This is a genomic window from Methylacidiphilum infernorum V4, assembly GCF_000019665.1.
Classification (GTDB): Bacteria; Verrucomicrobiota; Verrucomicrobiia; order Methylacidiphilales; family Methylacidiphilaceae; genus Methylacidiphilum; species Methylacidiphilum infernorum.
On record NC_010794.1, the window covers coordinates 1,484,575 to 1,508,340 of the forward strand.

At 41.2% G+C, this 23,766-nt stretch carries 21 protein-coding genes and 1 tRNA gene; 6 read left to right on the forward strand and 16 right to left on the reverse strand.

The window, feature by feature from the left end; all coding sequences use genetic code 11:
• Nucleotides 1–49: 49 nt before the first annotated feature.
• From MINF_RS07035 to MINF_RS07060, 6 genes are all read right to left on the reverse strand, one after another.
• Complete coding sequence (locus MINF_RS07035) at nucleotides 50–817, reverse strand: hypothetical protein (protein ID WP_012463923.1); 768 nt, start codon at nucleotides 815–817, stop codon at nucleotides 50–52.
• Nucleotides 817–3,264 carry a phosphoenolpyruvate synthase gene (ppsA, locus tag MINF_RS07040; protein ID WP_012463924.1) on the reverse strand — a complete coding sequence of 816 codons (2,448 nt, stop codon included), beginning with the start codon at nucleotides 3,262–3,264 and terminating at the stop codon, nucleotides 817–819. Before ppsA ends, MINF_RS07035 begins: the two co-directional genes overlap by 1 nt.
• A 24-nt stretch (nucleotides 3,265–3,288) precedes the next feature.
• Nucleotides 3,289–3,915 (reverse strand): hypothetical protein, encoded by a 627-nt coding sequence (locus MINF_RS07045; RefSeq protein ID WP_048810247.1) that lies wholly within the window; start codon nucleotides 3,913–3,915, stop codon nucleotides 3,289–3,291.
• Nucleotides 3,915–5,162 (reverse strand): bacterial ammonia monooxygenase, subunit AmoB, encoded by a 1,248-nt coding sequence (gene amoB / locus MINF_RS07050; protein ID WP_012463925.1) that lies wholly within the window; start codon nucleotides 5,160–5,162, stop codon nucleotides 3,915–3,917. Before amoB ends, MINF_RS07045 begins: the two co-directional genes overlap by 1 nt.
• Before the next feature lie 39 nt (nucleotides 5,163–5,201).
• A complete protein-coding gene (locus MINF_RS07055; RefSeq protein ID WP_012463926.1) occupies nucleotides 5,202–5,951 on the reverse strand; it encodes a methane monooxygenase/ammonia monooxygenase subunit A in 750 nt (249 codons plus the stop codon).
• A gap of 83 nt (nucleotides 5,952–6,034) precedes the next feature.
• On the reverse strand, nucleotides 6,035–6,898 hold the full coding sequence (locus MINF_RS07060; protein WP_012463927.1) for a methane monooxygenase/ammonia monooxygenase subunit C: 864 nt from the start codon (nucleotides 6,896–6,898) through the stop codon (nucleotides 6,035–6,037).
• A gap of 297 nt (nucleotides 6,899–7,195) precedes the next feature.
• Between MINF_RS07060 and MINF_RS07065 the strand changes: the two genes are divergently transcribed.
• The 6 genes from MINF_RS07065 (at nucleotide 7,196) to MINF_RS07090 (ending at nucleotide 15,383) form a co-directional block, all read left to right on the forward strand.
• Nucleotides 7,196–7,591 (forward strand): VOC family protein, encoded by a 396-nt coding sequence (locus MINF_RS07065; protein ID WP_012463929.1) that lies wholly within the window; start codon nucleotides 7,196–7,198, stop codon nucleotides 7,589–7,591.
• Between the two features lie 33 nt (nucleotides 7,592–7,624).
• The gene (locus tag MINF_RS07070; RefSeq protein ID WP_012463930.1) at nucleotides 7,625–8,206 is read left to right on the forward strand and encodes a hypothetical protein; all 582 of its coding nucleotides are present in this window, start codon (nucleotides 7,625–7,627) and stop codon (nucleotides 8,204–8,206) included.
• Between the two features lie 30 nt (nucleotides 8,207–8,236).
• Nucleotides 8,237–9,814: a GMC family oxidoreductase gene (locus tag MINF_RS07075; protein WP_012463931.1), complete on the forward strand. Its 1,578-nt coding sequence runs from the start codon at nucleotides 8,237–8,239 to the stop codon at nucleotides 9,812–9,814.
• Between the two features lie 25 nt (nucleotides 9,815–9,839).
• Nucleotides 9,840–11,231, forward strand: a complete 1,392-nt coding sequence (locus tag MINF_RS07080; RefSeq protein WP_012463932.1) for an FAD-binding oxidoreductase — start codon at nucleotides 9,840–9,842, stop codon at nucleotides 11,229–11,231.
• Between the two features lie 6 nt (nucleotides 11,232–11,237).
• The gene (locus MINF_RS07085; RefSeq protein ID WP_048810248.1) at nucleotides 11,238–12,581 is read left to right on the forward strand and encodes a (Fe-S)-binding protein; all 1,344 of its coding nucleotides are present in this window, start codon (nucleotides 11,238–11,240) and stop codon (nucleotides 12,579–12,581) included.
• Nucleotides 12,582–12,986: 405 nt separating this feature from the next.
• Nucleotides 12,987–15,383 carry a cytochrome c3 family protein gene (locus MINF_RS07090; RefSeq protein WP_012463936.1) on the forward strand — a complete coding sequence of 799 codons (2,397 nt, stop codon included), beginning with the start codon at nucleotides 12,987–12,989 and terminating at the stop codon, nucleotides 15,381–15,383.
• A 21-nt stretch (nucleotides 15,384–15,404) separates the two neighbouring features.
• Here MINF_RS07090 and MINF_RS07095 read toward each other — a convergent pair.
• The 10 genes from MINF_RS07095 to MINF_RS07150 form a co-directional block, all read right to left on the reverse strand.
• A tRNA-Gln gene (locus MINF_RS07095) sits at nucleotides 15,405–15,477 on the reverse strand.
• 396 nt (nucleotides 15,478–15,873) lie between these two features.
• On the reverse strand, nucleotides 15,874–16,173 hold the full coding sequence (locus MINF_RS07100) for a GYD domain-containing protein (protein ID WP_012463937.1): 300 nt from the start codon (nucleotides 16,171–16,173) through the stop codon (nucleotides 15,874–15,876).
• An 85-nt stretch (nucleotides 16,174–16,258) separates the two neighbouring features.
• A complete protein-coding gene (locus MINF_RS07105) occupies nucleotides 16,259–16,900 on the reverse strand; it encodes an endonuclease V (protein WP_048810504.1) in 642 nt (213 codons plus the stop codon).
• Nucleotides 16,901–17,098: 198 nt separating this feature from the next.
• On the reverse strand, nucleotides 17,099–17,389 hold the full coding sequence (locus MINF_RS11465) for a hypothetical protein (RefSeq protein WP_187146927.1): 291 nt from the start codon (nucleotides 17,387–17,389) through the stop codon (nucleotides 17,099–17,101).
• Nucleotides 17,390–18,322: 933 nt separating this feature from the next.
• The gene (locus MINF_RS07125; protein ID WP_012463944.1) at nucleotides 18,323–19,600 is read right to left on the reverse strand and encodes an NAD(P)/FAD-dependent oxidoreductase; all 1,278 of its coding nucleotides are present in this window, start codon (nucleotides 19,598–19,600) and stop codon (nucleotides 18,323–18,325) included.
• A 95-nt stretch (nucleotides 19,601–19,695) separates the two neighbouring features.
• Nucleotides 19,696–20,394, reverse strand: a complete 699-nt coding sequence (locus MINF_RS07130) for an endonuclease V (protein ID WP_012463945.1) — start codon at nucleotides 20,392–20,394, stop codon at nucleotides 19,696–19,698.
• On the reverse strand, nucleotides 20,391–20,732 hold the full coding sequence (gene hypA / locus MINF_RS07135) for a hydrogenase maturation nickel metallochaperone HypA (protein WP_012463946.1): 342 nt from the start codon (nucleotides 20,730–20,732) through the stop codon (nucleotides 20,391–20,393). The genes MINF_RS07130 and hypA overlap by 4 nt, the downstream gene beginning before the upstream one ends.
• A 3-nt stretch (nucleotides 20,733–20,735) precedes the next feature.
• Nucleotides 20,736–21,221, reverse strand: coding sequence for a hydrogenase maturation protease (locus tag MINF_RS07140; protein ID WP_048810505.1), 486 nt, complete (start codon nucleotides 21,219–21,221; stop codon nucleotides 20,736–20,738).
• Between the two features lie 10 nt (nucleotides 21,222–21,231).
• Nucleotides 21,232–23,343: a glucans biosynthesis glucosyltransferase MdoH gene (gene mdoH, locus MINF_RS07145; RefSeq protein WP_048810251.1), complete on the reverse strand. Its 2,112-nt coding sequence runs from the start codon at nucleotides 23,341–23,343 to the stop codon at nucleotides 21,232–21,234.
• A 14-nt stretch (nucleotides 23,344–23,357) separates the two neighbouring features.
• Nucleotides 23,358–23,765: a hypothetical protein gene (locus MINF_RS07150; protein ID WP_012463950.1), complete on the reverse strand. Its 408-nt coding sequence runs from the start codon at nucleotides 23,763–23,765 to the stop codon at nucleotides 23,358–23,360.
• Nucleotide 23,766 lies beyond the last annotated feature (1 nt).

A 23,766-nucleotide genomic window follows, 5' to 3' on the forward strand; every position in this document is an offset into this window, starting at 1 on the left:
TTAGCTAGCTAATACATATTAGCTAGCTAACTTTTTATATCTTATTGTATTAAAACATGAATCCTAGGTTTGCCGTTAAGAGTGGCTCATATACTTGATTTAAATTAAATGACCTTATACCAGCTTGAGTATTATGATATCCATTCAGATTTTGATCGAATAGCCAGAATAACGAAGCTCCGGTAAACCAGTGTTTATCAATAAGATAATTAAATCCGACAACTGGAGAATACCAACTACCCCAGACACTACCTAAATTTATATTACTGCTTTCAAGACTTAAAAGAACTCCTCCACCGGCTACACCAACATAGGGAACAAATTTTCCTGTGACGTATCCAACAATAGCAGCAAGACCTAAAAATCCTCCAATAGCGGAATTATTATCCATTTTCTGTAAGCCTTGGACATAAGACAAGCTTTGATTTCCGAGAAAAGCGCCTACAAAGGCAACTCCAAAAGTCAAATGTTTCCATCTATCAGGATCATACCATAAAATACCTACTTGTACAGCAGGTACATATGAATAATTTTTAGCTACATCAGTTGTCATTCCATTTAAAGTAGAAGTTCCTGAATAAGGAAAGGCTGGACCAAATCCTCCTAATACAAATAGATGATAAGGTTTTGGTTTATTGATTTCATTATGTTCGATAAGCTTTTTTTTCTGTTCATCATAGGATTTTGAATAATCATCATCCTTATTAATAATAATATCGTTATCTGTATTTGCAAATAAGCTTATGCATGACGAAGTAATTAGCATTGCTATACTTATAGTGATTTTTTTAATATATTTATGATAGAACATTTTCATTATACCTCCTCTTTTTCATATTTTATGTTTTTTTCTAACTCAGACACTTTGATTTTTATAGACTGAATAGAGCTTGGATTGACTGATATGCTATCTATTCCTTCAATAATTAAAAATTTAAGAAATTCTTCATACAGACTAGGAGCCTCTCCACATATTCCTACTTTTTTATTTTTTTTCTTAGCTACATTAATAACATTGGATATAGATTTTTTAACAGCATCATTTCTTTCATCATATATATAGGAGATAATTTCTGAATCTCTATCAACACCTAATATTAATTGTGTTAAATCATTAGTCCCGATAGAATAACCATCATATATATTTAAAAATTCTTCTGCTAATATAATATTGCTTGGTATTTCACACATCATGTAGATTTCTGTACCGTTTTTTCCTTGATTTATTCCATTTTTATTTAATTCTTCAATAACGCATATACCCTCCATAATAGTTCTGACAAAAGGAACCATAATTTTTATATTTTTTAACCCTATTTCATCACGAGCTTTTTTTATTGCACAACACTCTAATTTAAATGCTTGATTATATCTGTTATTATAATATCGGGAAGCACCCCTAAAACCTATCATCGGATTCCTTTCTTGTGGTTCAAATTCAGCTCCTCCGATTAAATTAATATACTCATTACTCTTAAAGTCACTGAGTCTTAGTATAACATCTTTTGGATAGAATGCTGCAGCAATTAAAGCAATACCTTCCGCTAGCTTATCTATATAATATTCTTCTTTATTAGTATAATTCTCAGTTATTTTATCTATGATATTTTTAGTATCATTTGAAGATAATTTATTATAATGAATTAATGCTAAAGGGTGTATTTTAACATAGTTTGATAATATAAATTCTTGCCTAGCTAGACCTACTCCATCATTTGGTAATGAAGATAACTGAATTGCTTTTTGTGGATTACCAATATTCATCATGACGCGTGTTTGCGTTATTATTTTTTTATTTATTTTTATTATATCTTTTTTATAGTTAATTATACCATCATAAACTTGTCCTTTTTCGCCTTCAATACATACAACGGTAACTTTTTGATCATCTTTTAATATTTTTGTAGCATTATATGTCCCTATAACTGCTGGTATATCTAATTCCCTACAAATAATTGCTGCATGACATGTTTTTGCCCCTTTATCAGTAATAATAGCTGATGCTTTACTCATTATGGATTCCCAATCAGGATCAGTATTTTCTGTAACAAGAATATCTCCTATATTAAATCGATGCGCTTCATTAATAGATTTTATATTTTTTATAGTTCCATTGATAATCTTTTCACCGATACGTGTACCTTCAATTATTACTTTCCCCTTCTCTTCAATTTTATATATTGTTATAATATTATTTTCGTTATTAATTTTTGTTGTAATAGGTCTTGCTTGTAAAACATAGATATTGTTATCATTACCGTCTTTTGCCCATTCAATATCCATCGGGGTATATTTTCCATATTTTTTACTATAATGTTTTTCTATTATTATACCCCATTTTGATAATGTTATTACTTCTTCTTTACTAAGAACATATTTATTACGATCAATGATAGGAACATCTATATCTATTAGATTTATTTCATTGTTATTTGTATTAGAGTATATTAGTTTTTTTTCTTTCCTACCCAAAACTTTTTTAATTACCGGATTATATCTGCTATGAATTAATTCTTTAAATATATAGTATTCATCTGGATTGACATTGCCACGTACAATATTTTCGCCAAGACCATATGAGGCATTAATGACAATAATATTTTTAAAACCAGATTCAGGTTCAATGGTAAACATTATTCCAGAATAAGCTAAATCTGATCTTACCATTTTTTGTATTCCAACTGACATTGATATTTTTAATGTATCATATCCCATTTCCTTTCTATATAGTAATACTCGATCAGAATATATCGAAGCATAACATAGTTTGATAGAATGGAGTAATCTTTCTTCACCTTTAATATTTAAAAATGTATCTTGTTGCCCAGCAAAACTTGCATTTGGTAGATCTTCAGCTGTAGCACTCGATCTAACAGCTACATCTACTTCATTAGTATTATATTCTTGCGATAGAATATGATAAGCTTCTATTATGCTACTTTTTATTTCTCTAGGGAATTTTCCATTTATGATACATTTTTTAATATTTTTACTTGCATTTTTTATATCATTTATGTTGTTATAATCCAATTTATTTATATATTCATTTATTATACTTCTTAATCCATTATATTTTATGTATTGATCGTATGCCCATCCTATAATAGCAAAACCTTTTGGAACGACTATTCCATTAAAGGATAGCTCTCTGGTCATTTCTCCTAATGAAGCATTTTTACCTCCCACATGACATATATCTTGTAATGATATATCATGATACCACCTAATATAATTATTTATAGATATACTAGAAGTTAATTTCATGTTATTTATATTATGAGCATAGTTTTATCTATACATTTTAATAAAAAGATATCCTATAAATGAACATATAACTAATATTATAGATAATACCTCTAATATTCTATAACAGAGTTCTTCAATATTGTATCCATCTTTTATATTAAATAAGAATTTGAATTGAATTATTCTACTATTTAAAAAAATACCATATTTGTTAAGTAATTTTTCTGTTTCATCATTTATCACAATCTCTACATTGGTAATATATTTTCCTTGATTTAAATATAACTTTTTGCATATAACTCCATTTATAGGTTTATCACTAAATGTATATATATTTTGATATGGTCTATTTTTATAGGCTATGGATATATTTATTGTTTTATTTTCTAATATATTAGCTACTCCAATTATATCATACACTAATGTTTGCATCCCTACATTTGGGCTAATGTTACACATGTTTTTAATAAAACATATGCTATTGCTTGATATTATGTTTGCGGGATATATTTCAAAATGTGCTGCAAAATATTCATTTGTGATAAATCTGCAATCATCATTTATATCTTTAGCATATAATATATTATAGCTATATATTATTGGTATAAATATGAATAATATATTAACATATGTTTTTTTTGCATATTGATATAACCTATCTATATACATTACTCAAAAACAGGTACTACGAATTGATCTGCTATCGCTATAATATTTCTTCTTCCTTCTGTATCACTAAAGAAGAGTAGTCCTCCAAATCGTGAAGCTGTTTCTTTGTATATGGTTGATAATCTTTCAACTTCCCACGCAGAACCTTGAGCTTTGACATGAAGTGTTTTTGTTTCACCAGCTAGAATAGGTTCAGACGGTGTAATTTGTAATTCTCCTCCGTTTACTTCCGGAGAATCAGAAGCCCACTGGTTGTTAGGTGCACTTGGATTTAGAAAGGCAACATTAGCCGTTTGAAATCTTTTTAAATAGACTTTATCAGTACCTTTATTTGTAACTTGTAAATCAAAATCCAGGCTACGCTGTTGAACGTTATATGTTGCTTTGGTCACCTTAGCTTCTACAAAAGCAGGTTCAGGAGCCAAAGGATCTATTCTAACGAATGTTTTCTGCAAAGGAACAACAATCGGAAATTGTTTTGATGTAATAAATGCACCGCCAAAGACAAGAATCACCACTATAGCAAGGAACAAAAGACCAAATTGTGTATCTTTTTTTGTAATAAGTTCCTCTTCTTTTTCTAAATATGCTAGGCCTAGTCTTGGGGCTGTAGGTTTAAGTATCAGCCAATAATATAACCATCCTATTCCTAAAAACACCCATAACATTGACCAACCAAACGCTCTACTCAAGCCATAATTTTCTAAGTTTACCGTCTGTCCTGTCAATGTTTTGATTATATATGTAAAAGGTGAATTGGAAGGATCTATAGCAACCTTGATTGAAGGTCCTACAATTGGGCCTATATCCTTTATGTTCATGGTTACACCAACGGGCCAATTTCCTGGTTGCCTAGCTGTAAGAACTTCCTTAAATTCATAGTTATCTCCTAATTTTATAATCATACTTGAAAATAGGGGTTGGCCGTTTACCACTGTTTCTTTACGTACAAGTCTTGGGCCTGGCTCAAAAAAGTTAATGTATCCAATACCTGAAAATCCTAGTTCATGTGGCCAAATAGGTAGAATCATTACCTTTCCAGTAACGACCAAATCTTCCCCAACTTTTAAATGATTTGTAGAAAATCTTACATCATAGAATTGAGCTGTCCTCATCCTCAGAATAGCTTCTTGTGCTCTTTCACCAATTCCAGATGAATATACCGGTGGAGCATTGATCAGCATCAATACCCCATAAATAATACTGATAAACGTTAAAAATAATCCTTTAATGTTGTTATTTTTCATAATTTATCCCTCTTTTTATTTGTATACGTAGTTACAATATTATATTTTCTTTACCCAACGATTTCTTGTAAATTGATCTCCTATCCACCAGAAAATTGCATATATGGCTATACCAACTACACCGCTAAAAAATATAGCCGGTCCTAAAGCTCCTCCTTCAAATGTACGTAATGTTCCGCTTTCTATCATTCTTAAATATTCTGGTATGGCAGACCGAACATAAGAAAATCCTATATAATCTGCTATACTCAAAGTTTGACCTAAAGCTTCAATTGGTTGATGAAATGGGGCAATCATTACCCAATTCGCCGGATAAAATGTCAAAGCAAAAGCATATGCGCCAAACAAATAAGTTAACAAAAGCTTCTTTGATAATAAAAGCACGCAATCAGCAGCTATTGCACAAGGTATTACGGTTTCTGGAAAGAGTTCATTCATTGGATAACTAAACCAACCCCACCAGTTAATATACCTTTCGAACCACTGCCATAGATTAATACCAACAGCACATAGTGTCATACCCATTGGTAGTCTAGCTTTAATCCAACAGGCTGACTGAACGCTGACCAACATTAACATGTAAGAAATAACTCCCAATATGGGAAAATAACGCCGATCTTTCCAATCAATCCAAAAACTCCAATCTCCTTCCAATAACGATTGGGATGCAAAGGTTCCTACCGTAACGGTCATTCCGATAATAACCCAAGCAACAAATTGTATTCTTTTTCCAATTTCCAATCCTTCCTTCTGCAATTCAGGGGAAGTTTTAATAGTCTGAGTTTGCATTTAATTACTCCTCTTGAATTTATGGGGGGAAAGGGGCTTTAAAAAGAATACCCCTCTCCCCTTGTTTGCATTTTCCTTATTCTTTACATTCCGGGTAACGTGTGTACCGGATTTGTGGCTTCCTCAGGATTTTCCATTGCTTCCGCAGCAGACATGCATTTTTCTCCAAAATAGGTTGCCTTTAAAACAGCAGCTATCCTTGGAAACATGTCAAAACCGTTGCCTAAAAACCATACAGCAGCCCATGCAAAGGGAACAAACGTCCAATGCAGCGGGGCAGCAAACCATTCTTCAAGTATCCAAGCACTATGTCCCCACTCATTTTCTCCAATTAATGGGATAAACATAATTGGCCAGGCCACTTCCATAACTAAAGGAAGCAACCACTTTTTACCCATTACAGGTAGCCTCGTTCGAGTAAGCATTAAACCTGCAACTCCAAAATTAATAAAAATTGGCCAACTCAGATAAAAATTAAAAATATGACTTGGAGTAAACTCCGTATCTCTGACCATTGAAGAATGCCAAACCCCATCTTGCTCAACAAAAAACACAGCCCATACCAAAGCCCACGCATATACTCCAAGAGTCAGAAGCCAATTTGAATACCATCTTTTTAGCTCCTCTCCTGGAGTTACTTGATCAAGATGTCTATCCCTATATACATACCATATCCATCCCCACGTTACAGCCCATATAACCACATTCATTATGGTTATACCCCAAAAAAGAGTCATCCAGTATTGCTGGAATTCTTGTGAGGTATAATCAATTCCTTTTGTTATAGCAAAAGCTCTTTGATAAAGCATACAAGCCCCATAAAAGAGCGATAATAAGATGCAATAGAGATAAAACCTCCAGTTATTGAAATATTCTTTTTTGGGAACAACTTCAATACTGGTCGTTACCTCCATTGCTCCTGCAGTTGCTATGCGTTCATTTGCCATTAAGCACCTCCTATTTTATTTTTTCTCTATGTGTTTGTTGCACACGATTTCTTTTGAGCATATTTTATGCCAATCAAAAAAAAATATCATTTTATGTTGATAATTAGGGTAATACAAAAAATTGGCAACTTTGATTACTTTACTTTTCATTTAATTTTTTAATATTGTTGCATAATGCATCATTTCTTATAGATATCTGCATCATCCGCTACATTTTATATATAAATCTCTAGTTATTTTTCTTTTATTATTTCTGGCATATTTCTTGCTCAACAACTTAGAAAAACAAAAGGAGTCATGATGGTACATCGTTTTCTACACACCAGGTATCGAGTATCCAACCTAGAAAAAGCCGTATCCTATTTTGTAAATGTTCTTGGATTGCAAGAAGTAGGGAGAATTACTTCTCCAAGGGGATCAAAATTGGTTTTTTTAAAGGCTCCGGAAAGCCAAGAACTTCTCGAACTTTGTGAATACCCGGGAAGTGGTAATGTGGTTGTTCCGCCTGACCTTACGCACTTGGCTTTTTCGGTACCTGATCTTAAAGAAGCGCGTATCCGATGTGATAAAATGGGATGGCCATTTACGGATGAAATTCAGCAAGCAGAGAATGGACAATACTTTACTTTCATTGATGCTCCTGATGGCTATGAAATTGAGCTCATAGAAGAAAAAAAGGATAATCCTTCTTAAAAAACAGAAGTTGCAGCTAATCTGCTTTCAATTATGAATATTTCACGCAGAAAATTCTTCTTTCTCTTTGCAGGAGCAATCTTTTTTTTAGAAAAGAAATTATCTTTTGGCGCATGTTGCAGTGCTGACAAAACTTTTTTGGCCGCTTCTGCGCTAACCGAAGTCGGTTCCTCAAATAATCAAAAGGCTGATTTCCTCAATCCTATTCAACAAAAAAATCTTGAAATGTTTATTCGTGTCGTTGTCCCCCATCAAGGAGAAGCCTTTGATCGAGCAAAAAAAATAACATTTGATCGAATCGTTCAATCCTTTTCACAGGGTCCTCCTCCATTTGAACAAAACAAGTTGAAATCCTATCTTGATCATCTTCAAAACTCAGCCCAGGACCTATTTAAAAGAGATTTTTACCAACTTTCTCTTTCAGAAAGCACCCTTTTAGTCAAGAAAACCGAACAGCAGCAAGTTTTCCAAGATCTTCTTAACCAAGTTCTTGCCTATTTTTATAATGACCGAGGCGTCTGGACCGCCCTTGGTTATCCTGGGCCATCAATGAACGAAAACGGCAAATACCTTGGGGGTTACGTTAACAAGGGGTTTGATGAACTTGGTTGGTAAATCAAAAAAGAAACGAAAAGCGATCTCTTTATGGCTACTATTTCAAATGATACTTTTGATGTATGTGTGATAGGAACGGGAGCGGGCGGAGGAAATTTAATCCGAGAACTGTGTCTTCAAGGGGTAAAGGTTGTCGCACTTGAAGCAGGCCCTCGACTCGATCCTGAAAAAGATTTTGAAAATGATGAATGGGCAATGTTCTTGAAAACAGCTTGGTTGGATCCTCGTGAAACCCGCGGAAAAGACATAACCGGTCTTCCCGCTTGGACGTGTAAAACGGTAGGAGGAACAACTCTACATTGGGCCGGAGCTTCATTGCGCATTCAACCCTGGGAATTTCAAGTCAAATCCATCTATGGAAAGCTTCCAAAAGCGAATCTTGCTGATTGGCCTATTAGCTATGAGGAACTTCTTCCCTATTATGAAAAAGCGGAAAAGCTTCTTGGTGTCTCAGGCCGTGTTATGCCATTGCAACCGGGGAATACCAATTTTTTAGTGATGAAAAAAGGGGCTGATAAACTTGGCATTAAGGCTAAAGCGGGTTTTATGGCCATTAATAGTATTCCCTATGATGGGAGACCCCCTTGTGATCAATGTGGTTTTTGCTTTCAAGGATGTACCATTAAAGCCAAATGGAATGTCTTATATGAAGCCATCCCCAAAGCAGAGCAAACAGGAAACTTGGATTTAAGACCCCAATGTCAAGCTCTTCGGATAGAAACAAATACGCAGAAAAAAGCCCACCGTGTTGTCTATGCTGATGCCACAGGTAATCTTCATTCCGTAAAGGCAAAAGTTATTTGTGTAGCTTGTAACAGTATTGAAACGGCAAGACTTTTGTTAAACTCCGAATCTTCACAATTTCCCCACGGTTTAGCTAATGGCAGTGGAATGGTAGGCAAAAATTACATGCGCCATCTCACCGCCTCCTCTTATGCTATTTTTCCTAATCCTGTTCATGCCTACAAAGGGATAACAATGATGGGGCTTATTGAAGATTTTGCCAATAATGAGCCCAAAAGAGGTTTTGTAGGAGGATTTCATCTTGAAACCATTATGCTTGGGCCAGCCTTTTTATCCGTTTTTATTAGACCAGGTCCAAAGACTTCCTCCCCTGATGCTCTTGCATTATGGGGAGATCCTCTTAAGAACCTTATGGAGAATTACACCCATGTTGCGGGCATGTGGATCGTGGGTGAAGATATCCCCCAAGAAACGAATGGGGTTAGTCTTCATAAAGAAAAAAAAGATCGCTTTGGGATGCCTATACCCGTCGTTACCTTTAACGATCATCCCAATGACATAAAAATGAGAGAGTTTGCATGGCAAAAAGCCAAAGAAATTTATGAGGCTGCCGGAGCCATAAAAGTATTCAATACACCTCCCTATCCAGCCACCCACAACTTAGGAACATGTCGGATGGGAACCAATCCCGATACTTCGGTCACCAACGGTTATGGGCAATGCCACGAGGTAAAAAATCTCTTTATTTCAGATGGAAGCTTATTTCCTACCGGAGCCTGCGAAAACCCGACTCTTACCATTTCCGCTTTGGCCATTCGTCAAGCTGAATACATTATTAAGGAGATGAAAGCCAACAGACTTTAGTCCTTATTGGGTTCTTTTTATCATTATGAATCGTCTTGTTCATCGAGATAGAGCTCTAAAGAGCTTGACGGAATATTTTCCTAAAGACTGTCTTTTGTTGCAAAAAGAAGATCTGATTCCTTATAGCTTTGATGCTACGGCCATTTTTCAGCGCTTGCCTTTAGCCGTCGTTTTCCCTCGCCATGTTGAAGACATTCTTTGGCTCCTTCAATGGTCTAAATCAAACCACGTTTCTATCATTCCCCGCGGATCAGGAACGAGTTTATGCGGTGGAGCGGTTCCTGCAGAAAACTCGATAGTGCTTTCCATGGCTAAATGGACAAAAATCCTTGAAATTGATCCGGCTAACCTTACCCTTTTGGTAGAACCGGGCGTTACGACCCAGGCTATCCAACAGGAAGCGGAAAAATACTCGCTTTTCTACCCTCCAGATCCAGGCTCTTACAAAATTTCCACCATAGGCGGCAATATCGGGCATAATTCTGGAGGCATTAGAGGATTAAAATACGGTGTCACTCGAAACTACGTGATGGGTATGGAGGTAGTCATCCCTAGGGGTCAAGTTTTATGGCTAGGGAATAAGTGCATGAAAGACTCTGCGGGATACTCTTTGAAAGATCTTTTTATCGGTTCTGAAGGAACCCTAGGTATTGTGACAAAAATATTGCTTCGACTCCTCCCAAAGCCCAAGGCCAGGCGGCTTATCGTTGCTTCCTTTCGTTCCCTAGAGAAAGCATCCGAAGCTTCCTCAGCGATTATCGCTTCAGCATTGATCCCAAGCGCAATGGAATTCCTCGATCAAAAAACCATCCATTGTATTGAAGAATACTCTGCTGCAGGCTTCCCCAAGGAAAGCGAAGCGGTTTTGCTTATTGAATCCGACGGACACCCCGAAGCAGTACAGGAAGAAATTATACAAATCTCCAACGTCATCAAAAAGCATGAGCCCTTAGAGATTAAGATCGCCGAAGATTCAACTCAGCAAGAAAAACTCTGGAGTGCAAGAAAAGTTGCCTTTTCTGCTCTTGCAAGAAAAGCCCCCACCGTCCTTTTAGAAGACATCACTGTTCCAAGAAATGTTTTAGCTCAAATGATTCGCCAAATTCAAAAAATTTCTCGAGAAAATGGAGTCGAAATAGCGGTTTATGCACACATGGGAGATGGGAATCTTCATCCGGTATTCTTAGCCAATGAAAAAGACAGCCAGTTAATGACAAAAATTAACAAGGCCATGAAAGAGGTTTTCCTTTATGCTATTGAACTCAATGGGACGATTACGGGTGAACATGGAGTAGGGTTAGCAAAGAAAGAGTTTCTTCCTTTCCAATATTCAAAAGAGAGCCTTGAACTCCTTAAAGAAATAAAAAACGTTCTCGATCCTGACCGTCTCTTAAATCCTGGAAAAATCTTCGATTAACTTTGAATGAACAACATCAGTTCCAACTCTTCTCTTTCAACCTTGGATCGGTCTATTCTGCAAAAATGCATCCACTGTGGAATGTGCCTGCCTAGCTGTCCCACCTACCAAGAAACAAAAATTGAACGCAACAGTCCACGGGGCAGAATTTCTTTAATGAAAGCTATCGCGGAAAACGCCATGGAACTCACACCCGAATTCGCCCATGAGCTTTATTTTTGTCTTGGTTGCCTTGCCTGCCAGTCAGCCTGTCCCGTGGGCGTGGATTATAAAACCCTTTTTGAAGCCTCAAGACAGGATATAGAAAAGTCTAAAGTATTGAATAACTTCTTTAGGCTGACGGCGAGAACTTTACTGATTAAATTTTTGTTCCTTTCTCCGACTAGGCTCAGAACCTTTGGTAAGCTGCTTCGGCTGTTCCAGAAAACGGGATTGGACAAATGGATAAACGGTTTTCCCTTCCTGCCCCAAAAACTCAGAGAAATGGCGCTTGAACTTCCTCCCATTGCTCCCCGCTTTTCTTTTGAACTTATTTCTTCCCATGAAATCCCCTCCGGCAATAAAAGCCTATATAAAGTCGGTTTGTTGACGGGTTGTGTGCAAGATTTAGTCTTTCCAAACATTAACAGGGACACTGCTGATGTCCTTCTCCATAATGGCTGCGAAGTCTTCTGTCCACCCAGGCAGGGATGTTGCGGTTCTCTTCATGCCCATAATGGAGAAATTGAAACGGCCCAACAGTTAGCCAAGGCATTGATCTCCGCCTTTCCCGTGGAACGACTCGACGGGATCATCACCAACTCCGCGGGTTGCGGCTCTCATCTCAAGCACTTTGCAGAGCTTTTCCCTAAAGGTTCGGAGTGGAGAAAAAAGGCGGAAAAGTGGGACCAAAAAGTCTACGACATTCATGAATGGTTGGTAAAGATTGGTTACAGCATTCCAAAGCCGACCTCTTTAACTATCCACTCCATCCGGGTCACCTACCATGATGCCTGCCATCTTTGTCATGGCCAAAAGATTAAAAATGAGCCTAGAAAAATACTCAAGTCTTTACCTAACGTGGAGTTTGTTGAACTCAAAGATGCAGACAACTGTTGCGGGAGTGCGGGGATATATAATATTCTACAGCCAGCAATGGCTAAAAAGCTCCTTTTAAAAAAAATAGAACGAATCAAGGAAACAACAGCTTCGGTCGTATGTACGGCAAATCCAGGTTGCCTTCTTTTCATACAAAAAGGATTAAGAGAACAAGCATTAAATCAACAACCCGTTCATCCCATATCCCTCTTGGCCCATTACTACCGGTTGACTAATCAAGATTCTCTTGAAGTTCCCCAATCTAAAGTTTAAAATGAATACCAAGAAGCTTTTCAACAACTTCAAGCTCCAGGTTGCCTACCTTTCTAGTCTTGGACCGAGATCAGCTGGCATTGATTTTTTTAAAGGATATCGGGGAACATGGAATCCCCTCTCAAATTGTTCATGGCTTCGATAATGGATTGTCCCTTCCCTAAGGCTTGTTAACCGGTTGAAAGGCTATTTCTACTCTTGGGGAAGCCCACAGAAAACGTATTTTTAAGCCAGGTTAATCTTAAGGGAAAATCCTAAATCTATTTCCCGATATTTGCCCTATTTTTCCGCATTTTTTTCTTTAAAAATCACTCAAAAATCATATCCTGACATGTACGTTATTATATGTGCTAACATTATTGACTCTCTTTAGAAGGATAGACCGCCTATAAAAGGAATAGGAAAATGAAAAAAACAACAAATAGTCTGCTTGCCCTGTTAATTTTTCCCTCTTTTATTGCCGCCGCCGCTTCAGTTACGGATTACAACCCCAGTCCCCCTTTTGAACTAAGCCAACTAAAACCGGTAGAACTTAAAGACGAAATCAACAAAAAGACCATACAAGCTTATCAGCCAAAAAATCCCTACAACATTTTCATCAACTATGAGCTTGGAATGCATTGCGTAGGTTTTGACATTTCCTATTGCTGTGTCATTCCCCCTTATAACTCTATCCAGGCTCAAGCGGTAGAATCGGGGATGGATGGGAAAAAACCCAAGCTTCTTACTCCAGAAGATAAAATCAAGCTCTACTACTATTTGAAAGACAACAGCTATTCGGAAGGGAACAAGATGAGGTATTGGTCTGTCCTTAAAGATGTCAACGGGAATGGGAGCATGTCCGATCCCGGTGATAACATGGCCAATTACGTATGGAAGCACCTTTTCATTTACAAGGACCTGGAGGGAACCCTTCCCAAGGACTGGTCGATAAAGAAAAGAATCTTTATCGGCAAAGATATCATGGTTCCCGTTGATGCCGGGCCTTCTGGTAAACCTTTAGCCGGCGGCTACCTTGATTACGCGGGGGACAATGGAGGAAACATCGTCTTTACCGATTCGATGATCCCGGAGGTCAAAAATATCGCCATTAAATTAACCGCGTCCAATATTTGGGATGCCTTGGGACTTCCTTTAACCGCTTTTTATGACTCGACGAGGAAAGGGACGATAAGGACAATTACCGATAGAGACTTTCAACCTTACCAATATTCCACCGTCCAACTCCACGACGCTTCGGGAAATCCAATCCTTGTCGAAGGGAAAAAAGTTGAATTTTTTGGTACCAACCCGGTAGATATTCCCAATTGTGTCATGTGCCATTCCGGCGAGGGTAAGGCAGCCAAGCTCTCAAGGGCCTCTGGCTTAACCCTCTTCGAAAAAGAATACGCGTATTGGAAAAAAAATTATCCCGATGAATCCGATTACATGGCCAGGCTTTCCTCTTCCTCGATCAATCTTCTTGAACTTCACGATAAGATGTTCAAAACGACTTTTCTCAAAGACTATAATCCGGATGCTTCCTCAAACAGGCTTGGCATAGTGGGATCCGTAAATTGTGCAGACTGTCATGGAGATAATGTTTCAGGGAACCTCCAAGAACCAAGGCCGGGAACAACAGGCTATAAAGCCATAAAAGGGAGGCCGCTAACCGAGGCCATACACGCCATTCATGCCAATTTCCTTTCCGACATGAATGATAAGGCGGGTAGGACGGTAAGTTGTCAAGCTTGCCATCCCACCCACTGGCAAAATCCATCCATGAATAATTTCGAAACCAACCCTTATCAAATTATAGATTCAAGCGGTAACAACAAGTATGCCAACTCCGACCAAAGAAAAGCCGGAGGGGGATGCTACCTCCGGAGAGATGCGCACACCAATCCGGCAGTCAAACCTCCCTTCTTTTTGAACGACCTAGGAAAGTGGTATTTATACAACGTGAGTATGAAGGATGAAAATGACCAACCCATTACGGAAATAAGGGGACTTACCTGCACAAATTGCCATAACCAGCTTTCCAACGAACTTTACAACTACGATGACTTGGACAACGTCGTTACCCAAGATGGAAAGACCTTGAGGAACAAACCCGTAGAAGAAATCGTCAAGACCCTTGCCGGCAACGATCTCCAAAGGTTCCAGGACATGGCCGATCCAAGAATCAAAAACGGGAACAATCCTCTCTATGAATTTTACAACAACCATAAGGGAGCAGTCCTCGTTAAAGCTACAAAAGCGGCCAATGGCAAACTCAAACTCCTTGCATGGAATGCCAAGGAAGGTAATCCTGTTCCTTACGATAGTGCTTCCGGAGGGAGCGATTGGTGGCTTGCCGCGGCTGAACCTAAATGTGCCAGCTGTCATGCCGCTCCCTTTGTTGAGAGTGAGGGAGGAAAGTATTTTCCCGTCGATCAACCCCGCAAATATGCCCTATACCGATTTTCAAAGGCTCATGGAAAGATCGCTTGCCAATCCTGCCACGAGTCGATTCATGGACTTTATCCCGTTAGAGCGGATGGCGAAGACAAATCCATAGACCTGACCACCTACCAGCAAGCCCTGCAATATTCCGCTGATGGCCGCTATGCAGGACCCGTTAGCTGTTCCGCTTGCCATACCGTTAATGGGAAAGGGGTACCTGTACAACTTTTAGGAACGGAATACGAAAACGATTACTGGGCTTCGGTCGTCCTCCTCCATTTCATGAGGGAAGGAGATGAAAAATTATCCATAAAAGACCTGGTTCAGAAATATCCCTATAGTAAGTCGAGGCAAATCGTTTCCGAAAGTTGGAAGTAAAGGAAGGCTATTATTCCCTTGCTGCCGCGCTAGGATTCGAACCTAGAACACTCAGATCCAGAGTCTGATGTGCTACCAATTGCACCACGCGGCATTATCTCTCCATTGTTTCAATACCCAGCTTTCCAAGAATTGCAAGATTTCCTTTTAATCTTTTTGTATTATGGCGGCTTAACCGGGCTTGCCCATTGCCGTTTAAACAGAAACAAAGCTGGCTTCCTCCTTCACCGAGGCTGGATGCAGCCGGCAGTTGCATCCCACAACTGGGCTCTTCTCTCTACAGGTTAACACCGAAGAACTAGGGGGCCCTATCCTTTAAATTGACCACGCAGGACTTGAAGGGCCAAATGGCTTCAATCTACCGCCGAACTTGACGCTCCCTCGTTTTCTTTGCTGCATCTAGGGCAATTGTACCGGGGTGGGCGCAATGGGCAACGAGAGGTCACTCATTCTTTAGCAGTTAAGCTTAAGAAAAAAATGACCGTCAATCCTATGTCTTATGCGCAATCGAAGAAACAAACTCATCCCAGGGGACGGCAGACATCGTTTCTGTGATTTCTTTCCCATAACCCCTAAGAATCATTGCCGCCTTTTCTACTTCTGCCATATCATTGGCTTCCACGATATCCACGATGTCATATTCTCCCAGCGTTGCATAGCTTTCTTTCCACTTAATGCCCGGACATTCTTCTTTAATTTTACTTGAAACAACTTGAGATAAGTTCTTGATTTCTGAAGGTTCTTTCATGCTTTCAGGGGTAAGCTTGCTTAAGATGATGAATGTGGCCATTGTCTTTCTCCTTTGTAATAAGGTTATTGTAATTTATTTTCTTACCTTTAACAATTCCCTCTCTTCTCATCACAGTCATTATCCTTCAAACCGAAGGCCGAATCATCCCCGCACGCAAAAGCCTAGACAGTTGCCGGGCAAGCCTGAGGGGCTGGGGCGTCCTATACTTTTCTGTATAAAAAAGGGCGATCTCTTTGGCCTTCTCGAAATCGATCCTGTAGCCGGGATGCACGACCAGCGGAGCCTTGTTGTCCTGGGTGCGCAGCCAAAAGCCGACCGCTTGATTCCCTATCCTCAGTTCGGATGTTTCTCCCCTCTTGTTCCCGGGTAAAGTCCCCTCGGCCAAAAGCGGTTTTCTTGTTATGCCAATGGAAGGAATGTCGAGCTTAAAACCAAGATGCAAGGCTAAACCCGCTCTATAAGGATGATCCCTTGCCGTAGCGTTAACAAAAAGCAGATCGGGCAGGCTGCCCAGGCCAAGCAGGGCTTCTTCAAGTAAAGGACCCTCCCGCAGGGCCAGGCATCCGGGAACGTAATCAAAAGGAGTCCTCCCTTCCACGCAAAAGCTTTGGGTTTTCCCATCAGGGAAAATCAGGACGGAAGCAGCCCATCCCCGGTCCCCCCTCTTTCCTGCTTCCCTTTTCCCCCTCTCATAACAGATAAATACCCCACCGCACCGGATCGAACCAAGAGAGCCTTCCCACGGAGGAAAAACAAGGGAAGCCATTCTCTTTTGTTCCAGGATTAACTGCTCTATGCTAGTGGGCCAGTCTATCACCGTTATTTTCTCTTTATGTTATAGCTTCAACTCTTTGTCCTCTCGATCAAGGACCATCACTTGCCCACGATGAGGACAACTCCCCTCTATCCCATCCGCTAAATTCTCTTTCTGAAAGCCCAAGCCATGCCCTTTAACGGCATCCCGTTAGACGGGCGGTTCGGTCCATTCAACAATCGTGCCTTCCAAGGTCTGTTCAAAACCAAGCCGTATTACTTTTTCTCCAGCCAAAGCCAAGGGCACTACCTGGAAGACCACTTTTTTAACCCCAATGCATCCTAGCTTTTGCACCCCCTCTTCAAGGAAAGAGATGAACAATCCAGAAAAAAAGTTCATGCATAGAGAGAAAAACACTTTGATTTTCTTTCCTTTTCCCTCTCCAGCTATCCTCCCTCCGAAGAGAATGATACTTGAGGATATGTTCCTCCTTTCTTTCAAAATCAATCCTATCTGTTATCACTGTCGAGATCCAAAAAGGTTCTACCCAAATTAAAAATACTCCTTACCCTGTTTAGAAAGTACATCCAAATTCGGGGTTAGGGACTTATTGTTTGCAAAAAAAAAGATGGCAAAAAAAAAGCAACCCCTTTTGGTCCTCCTTCCTCCAATCACTCTAGAACACACAAAAGAAAACGTATTTAACCACGGGGAAGGGGGCATAGCATCAAGGGAAACCATGGTAGGAATCTTGAACCCATACACAGAGGATCGGAGAAGGAGGAGCAAGGTTCTTGGTTGGCTAAAACCATGATCCCGGCCAAAGGAAAGGAAATTTCTCCACTCAAGGTGGCCTTTCCACAAGAAAAATTTTTATCCAAATCTCCTCGGAAATTTATTCCCCATGCAGGGAAGCTGCTGTACTTTTCGCTCAAGCAGATACTCTTTAGTCTTTTATCATTGCCTGCCAGAAAGGAGGATGAGCGGGGAGTGGAGTTACAAGGAAAAAAGAGAGGAGTTCCTCGAAGAGTTTCTTCTAATAGCTGATGATTTCGAGAAAAAAAACAATCGTTATTTTAGAACAGCAGAACGGGGGATGGAAGATTGCGCAAAAGAGAAGAAACTCACCCATTCTTTCTATTCACCGCTTGAGAATAATCTTGTGATAAGGGGATTTTGTAGTATTGCACCTCTATAAAAAAGGCGAGGGAATACCGGGACACGGGTCAAAACACGACCCCGCCAATTCAATGATCTCCGCCCGCTTAGGCGGCTTTTTTAAACCCTCAATCCCAAGCTAGATACCTATGCAAGCATGGGTGAAAATCTCCTGCATTGTTCTCTAAGCCTTAGGAACTGATCTAACCCAAGGTAATATCGACAAAGCAGGCGTCCTTGGACACTTTCTATAGAGGAGATCGTTTAGAGATTGCATCAAAGAGGGGTTTTGTGCTCCTCGGTTCGTAGGAGAATGCGGGCCCCCGGCCGGTAAGTAAGGTAAGCCCAAATCCACTGTAAGAGGACGCTTACCTTATTACGAAACCCGATCAAATAGAACAGGTGGATGAAAAGCCAAGCAAACCAGGCGATTGGACCGTTAAAGGCCACTCTTCTCATTCTCGCCACGGCGGCTGCACGTCCAATCGTTGCCAGCATACCCTTATCCTTGTAACGGAAGGGAGCTCGATTATCCAGCCGACCCTGACCGGAAACAATCTCCTGGATAATCAAGTTTGCCACATGACGGCCCATCTGCATCGCTGCCGGGGCCGTACCGGGCACACAAGCTACCGAAACCAGATCTCCAATGGCAAAAACGTTACGATAATCGGGCAGACTCAGGTCGGGGAGCACAAGCAGCCGACCCGACCGATCCTTGGGAACGGGAAGGGTTGCAGCCAAAGGATGCGGCCGGATTCCTGCCGCCCAAATAATGGTCGCGGCACGGATCGTCTCTTTGGGGAGAACCACCGAACGTCGGCAAAGGTCTTGTACAGGAGCAGAAAGTCGAACCTCCACTCCAAGACTCCGTAGTTTTTCTTCTGCGATGCGACCGAGCCTTTCGGGAAATTCACCCAGGAGTCGTGGACCGGCTTCAATAAGCAAAATGCGGGCTTTGGTAGGATCGATACGTCGGAAGTCTAGGCGCAGCACTCGGCGAGCCAGCTCGGCTATCGCCCCTGCCAACTCCACCCCGGTAGGTCCTCCTCCAACCACGACTACCGTAAGAAGCTCTTCTTGATCCTGGAAGTTTTCGGTGTTTTCCGCTTCCTCGAAAGCGCGAAGCAGCTGGCTACGGATGCGATGGGCGTCATAGAGAGTCTTGAGTCCGACGGCGTATTCGCTCCAGGAAGAATGCCCGAAGTAGCTGGTCACCGCGCCAAGGGCAAGGATGAGATAATCGTATTGCACCGTTCCGCCGGCAAGGAAAACAGCCTGTTTTTCAAGATCGACTCCTTGAATTTCATCCATCCGGACGTTGATTTGAGGAAAGCGGCGTAGGATCGATCGGATGGGTACGGCGATGTCCGGACCGGAAAGCCCCGCTGTAGCCACTTGATAAAGCAACGGTTGGAAAAGATGGTAGTTTTCCTTATCGATTAAGAGAAGGTTTCCACTCCGACCTGATCGAGAAAACCATTTACCCAAGGTTTTGGCTGCACTAAGGCCCCCAAAACCGGCTCCACAGATGACTATCCGAGGGGCAATCACTGTAAAGGATAACCTCTTTTCTTTCTCACCAAGTTACCATAGGCGATTTTCTTACCCTTAACAATTCCCTCTCTTCTCATCACAGTCATTATCCTTCAAACCGAAGGCCGAATCATCCCCGCACGCAAAAGCCTAGACAGTTGCCGGGCAAGCCTGAGGGGCTGGGGCGTCCTATATCTTTCTGTATAAAAAAGGGCAATCTCTTTGGCCTTCTCGAAATCGATCCTGTAGCCGGGATGCACGACCAGCGGAGCCTTGTTGTCCTGGGTGCGCAGCCAAAAGCCGACCGCTTGATTCCCTATCCTCAGTTCGGATGTCTCTCCCCTCTTGTTCCCAGGTAAAGTCCCCTCGGCCAAAAGCGGTTTTCTTGTTATGCCAATGGAAGGAATGTCGAGCTTAAAACCAAGATGCAAGGCTAAACCCGCTCTATAAGGATGATCCCTTGCCGTAGCGTTGACAAAAAGCAGATCGGGCAGGCTGCCCAGGCCAAGCAGGGCTTCTTCAAGTAAAGGACCCTCCCGCAGGGCCAGGCATCCGGGAACGTAATCAAAAGGAGTCCTCCCTTCCACGCAAAAGCTTTGGGTTTTCCCATCAGGGAAAATCAGGACGAAAGCAGCCCATCCCCGGTCCCCCCTCTTTCCTGCTTCCCTTTTCCCCCTCTCATAACAGATAAATACCCCACCGCAGCGGATCGAACCAAGAGAGCCTTCCCACGGAGGAAAAACAAGGGAAGCCATTCTCTTTTGTTCCAGGATTAACTGCTCTATGCCGGTAGGCCATCCCCCTGCCCTCATTCCACCTCTATGCTTGCAACCTTCAAATCCTTGCCCTCTTCCGAGAGAATCATGACTCCCCCACAACAAGGACAACTCTCCCCTATTTTATACACTAAAGCCTCTTTTTGACAGTCCAAGCAATATCCCCTAACGGCTATCCACTCGATGAATAATTCAGCCCCTTCCACTACCGTGCCTTTCGAAGCGACTTCAAATGCAAAACGCATCGCTCCCTCTTCAATTAATGCCAAGGGACCAACCTGCAATACGACCTTTTTAAGCGCACCACACCCCAATTTTTGCATCTCCTCTTCAAGGAGTGAAACAAGCGATTCACAAAGAGAAAGTTCATGCATAAATTAAAGGGCATCTCGAGGGCCCTTTTCAGAGAATTCCTTTTTAAATAGGGCCACTAACCTCTCAACGGCTTCTTTTACCGGCTCAGAAAGCCCTATTCCATAGCCGGTTTCCTTGACTTCGACCAAGTAAACTCTGACATTTCGGGGAAAGTTTCCCTTTAAAAACCACCTTCCCCATCTTAAGGCATCATTCCACCGAAATGTATGAAGGTTGGGATATTCTTCCCTCTCTTTTAAAACCAGTTCGAGCCGCTCTTTTTCTAGCACGAAAAGGCTGCCCGGAGCCGAACCGCTGCTTACCGCATCAATTATGATCAGCCTATTTTCGGTTTCAAGCTCGTTAAGGAAAGAAAAACCCGCCGTTCCATAATCTATGAGTTTTACGGGAAGAGGAGGATTTAAAGCCATGAGCCTTCGAATCAACTCAGGTCCTAATCCGTCATCCTTCCTCAGCATGTTACCGAAGCCGATAATCGTCGTTGACATCAAAAGCAATCTAGCACTGTTTTTTTATCCTTTCAGCTTCCTGTTCAAAATCTATTCCCCAGGGCTCGGTTAAACGGCGATCCGCCGTCCATATTTTTTTATGAAGGCATTCCATGGAATAAGGATCCCAAAGAACGGCTTTTTTTTCAAAAAGAGATAGACAGTCGGGGCCCTTCAAAATCGCTTCCTGGATGAGTTTTTCTTTCCACTCGGTCAATTCTCTTGATTGTTTTTTACACCTGGAAAGTCCTAGAATGGCCAAGTGCAGGGCATGAACAAAGGGATCGACAACGGCAGACCTAAACCCGAAAAGGGGCAGGGGCCTTTTGAGGTAGCTTTGAGACCCAGCGAGCGCTTTTTCAAACAAAACTGTTATAGGGAGCTGCGTGGTTTCGGGTGGAGTGAGAAAAAGCCGCATTTCTTTTGCTTTTTCTCCCCACAAAACCCGGCTTGATATCACGGAGAGGGGAATAGAAAGGGAGAGTGAAAATACTAGGGGGATAAGCCACCAAAAACTAGAGGGGCTTAAGAGATAAGAGCCGACTCCAAGTCCAACGCCTGTAACCGTTGCAGGGAAAAAATGATAAAATCCTTCCTTCCAAGATATCTCAGCCCCTTGACGCAGCTGCTTGCCCCAACTGACCTTTTTTCCAAGGAAGGCGGCTGTAATGAAAAGACCGTGAAAATGAGCTTTGATGGGGGCGGTGACCGTCGAAAAAAGAATCTCTAAAAAGACACTGCTCAAAAGGGCTTTGAGTCCGCCAAATTGGTTAAGCTCTTTTCTCAGGCAGATGAGGATTACTCCCAATAACTTAGGCAAAAATAAAATCAAAAGGGTGACAGAAAAAAGCAAAACCGCCCATTGGAAATGAAAAACCGGCCAACGGGGAAACAGGCTAAGACCATAGGGGAAATAGTTAGGGACAATCAAGCGGTTGATGAGCATTTCCAGCGTAGTCAACACAAGAAAACTTCCCCAGAGAAACGCCGACCCATAAGCCATGACCCCATTGAGAAAAAGAAACCGGTTAAAAACAAATAGGCCCTTAGAAAAAATAAGCCGCAAATGTTGCAGATTTCCTTGGCACCATCTTCGATCTCTTTTCAAGGAATCGATAAGGGTCGGAGGGATCTCTTCGTAACTTTCTTCTAGATCATAGGCAAGCCATACCGAATAGCCGGACTTTCTCAGGAGGGCGGATTCAACAAAATCATGACTGAGGATCTCCCCTCCCCACGGTAAAACCGTGGAAAGCTTGGGCAGCCCACAATACTTCATGAAGGGTTCAACCCGTATAATGGCATTATGCCCCCAATACTGCCCATCTCCAAGTTGCCAATAGTAGATTCCCGCCGCAAATAGAGATCCTAGAAGATGGCTGGAAAATTGTTCTATCCTTGCATAAAGGGAGCGGGAAGATATCGCCTTGGGTACTGTCTGGATAAGCCCCACTTCGGGATGGGATTCCATGATTTCCACAAGTCTAACCAGTGTTTTGCCACCCATGAGACTATCCGCATCGAGCACGATCATGTATTTGTAATAAGAACCCCAGCGTCGGCAAAACTCGGCAATGTTCCCGCTTTTTTTCTTTAACCTGACTTTTCTTATCCTGTAAAAAATCTTCCCTACCCCGCCCAATTTTCGACAAAGATTCGCCCAGCTTATTTCTTCTTCCACCTGGGAATCCGGGTTGTCAGAATCACTCAGGATGAAAAAATCGAAAAACTCTATTTTTCCCCTCTCCTCTATCGATCTGTACATAGCTTCGATACCCGAACAAAACCGCCTGGGCTCCTCACAATAAACGGGCATCACCACAGCCACCTTCATCCCGGCTGAAAAGGGACAAACTTTTGTATCCAACAAAGTTTCTGAAAAGCTGGGCCTAGTTCTGATAAGGACCATAAAACCAGCAATAGCCGTCCATAAACCCACAGAAATCCACCCAAAAAGAATGCCAAAAACAACAATAATGGCTTGCTCAAGCAATTGACTTCCCTTATAAGGCAAAATTTCGGCCATAAATTCGCTGGCTATAACCGTAGGAACGACCACAAGCAGAAAAAGCAAGAACCTTCTTCTCAAGGCGGTGCTTTCCCAAGATCCTAACTTTCTCATGAAAATCCACGCTTTTAGGAAAATTCCTCACGGTTATTTTTTTTCCTTCTTAAAAAACCCAGCCGTTTAAAGAATCTTTCATGCTCTAGCCGGAGAGAAGAAACCATCGATTTTCTTTTAATCGGCAGCAAGGCCTCTAAAAGAGGTTTCTCAAAAGAATAGTTGAAAAGGGAAACGGGAAGCTTTTGATCAAAGAAAAGAGCCAATTGCCTTCTTACCCAGTGGGAGAGAAAAGAGCGTTGGTCGGTTAACTTTAAATAGAAAAACCTAAATTGATCAAAAATCTCTTCGGCATTTTTTACAGGCGGGCTCGCAATAGCTTCTCCAAAAGACTTGATAGCCCTATTTTCCTCCATACAAGAGAGTCGAGCATACAAAAGGACTCTTTTGTAAAGTTCATTCCCATCACCGGGGTTTCCCATT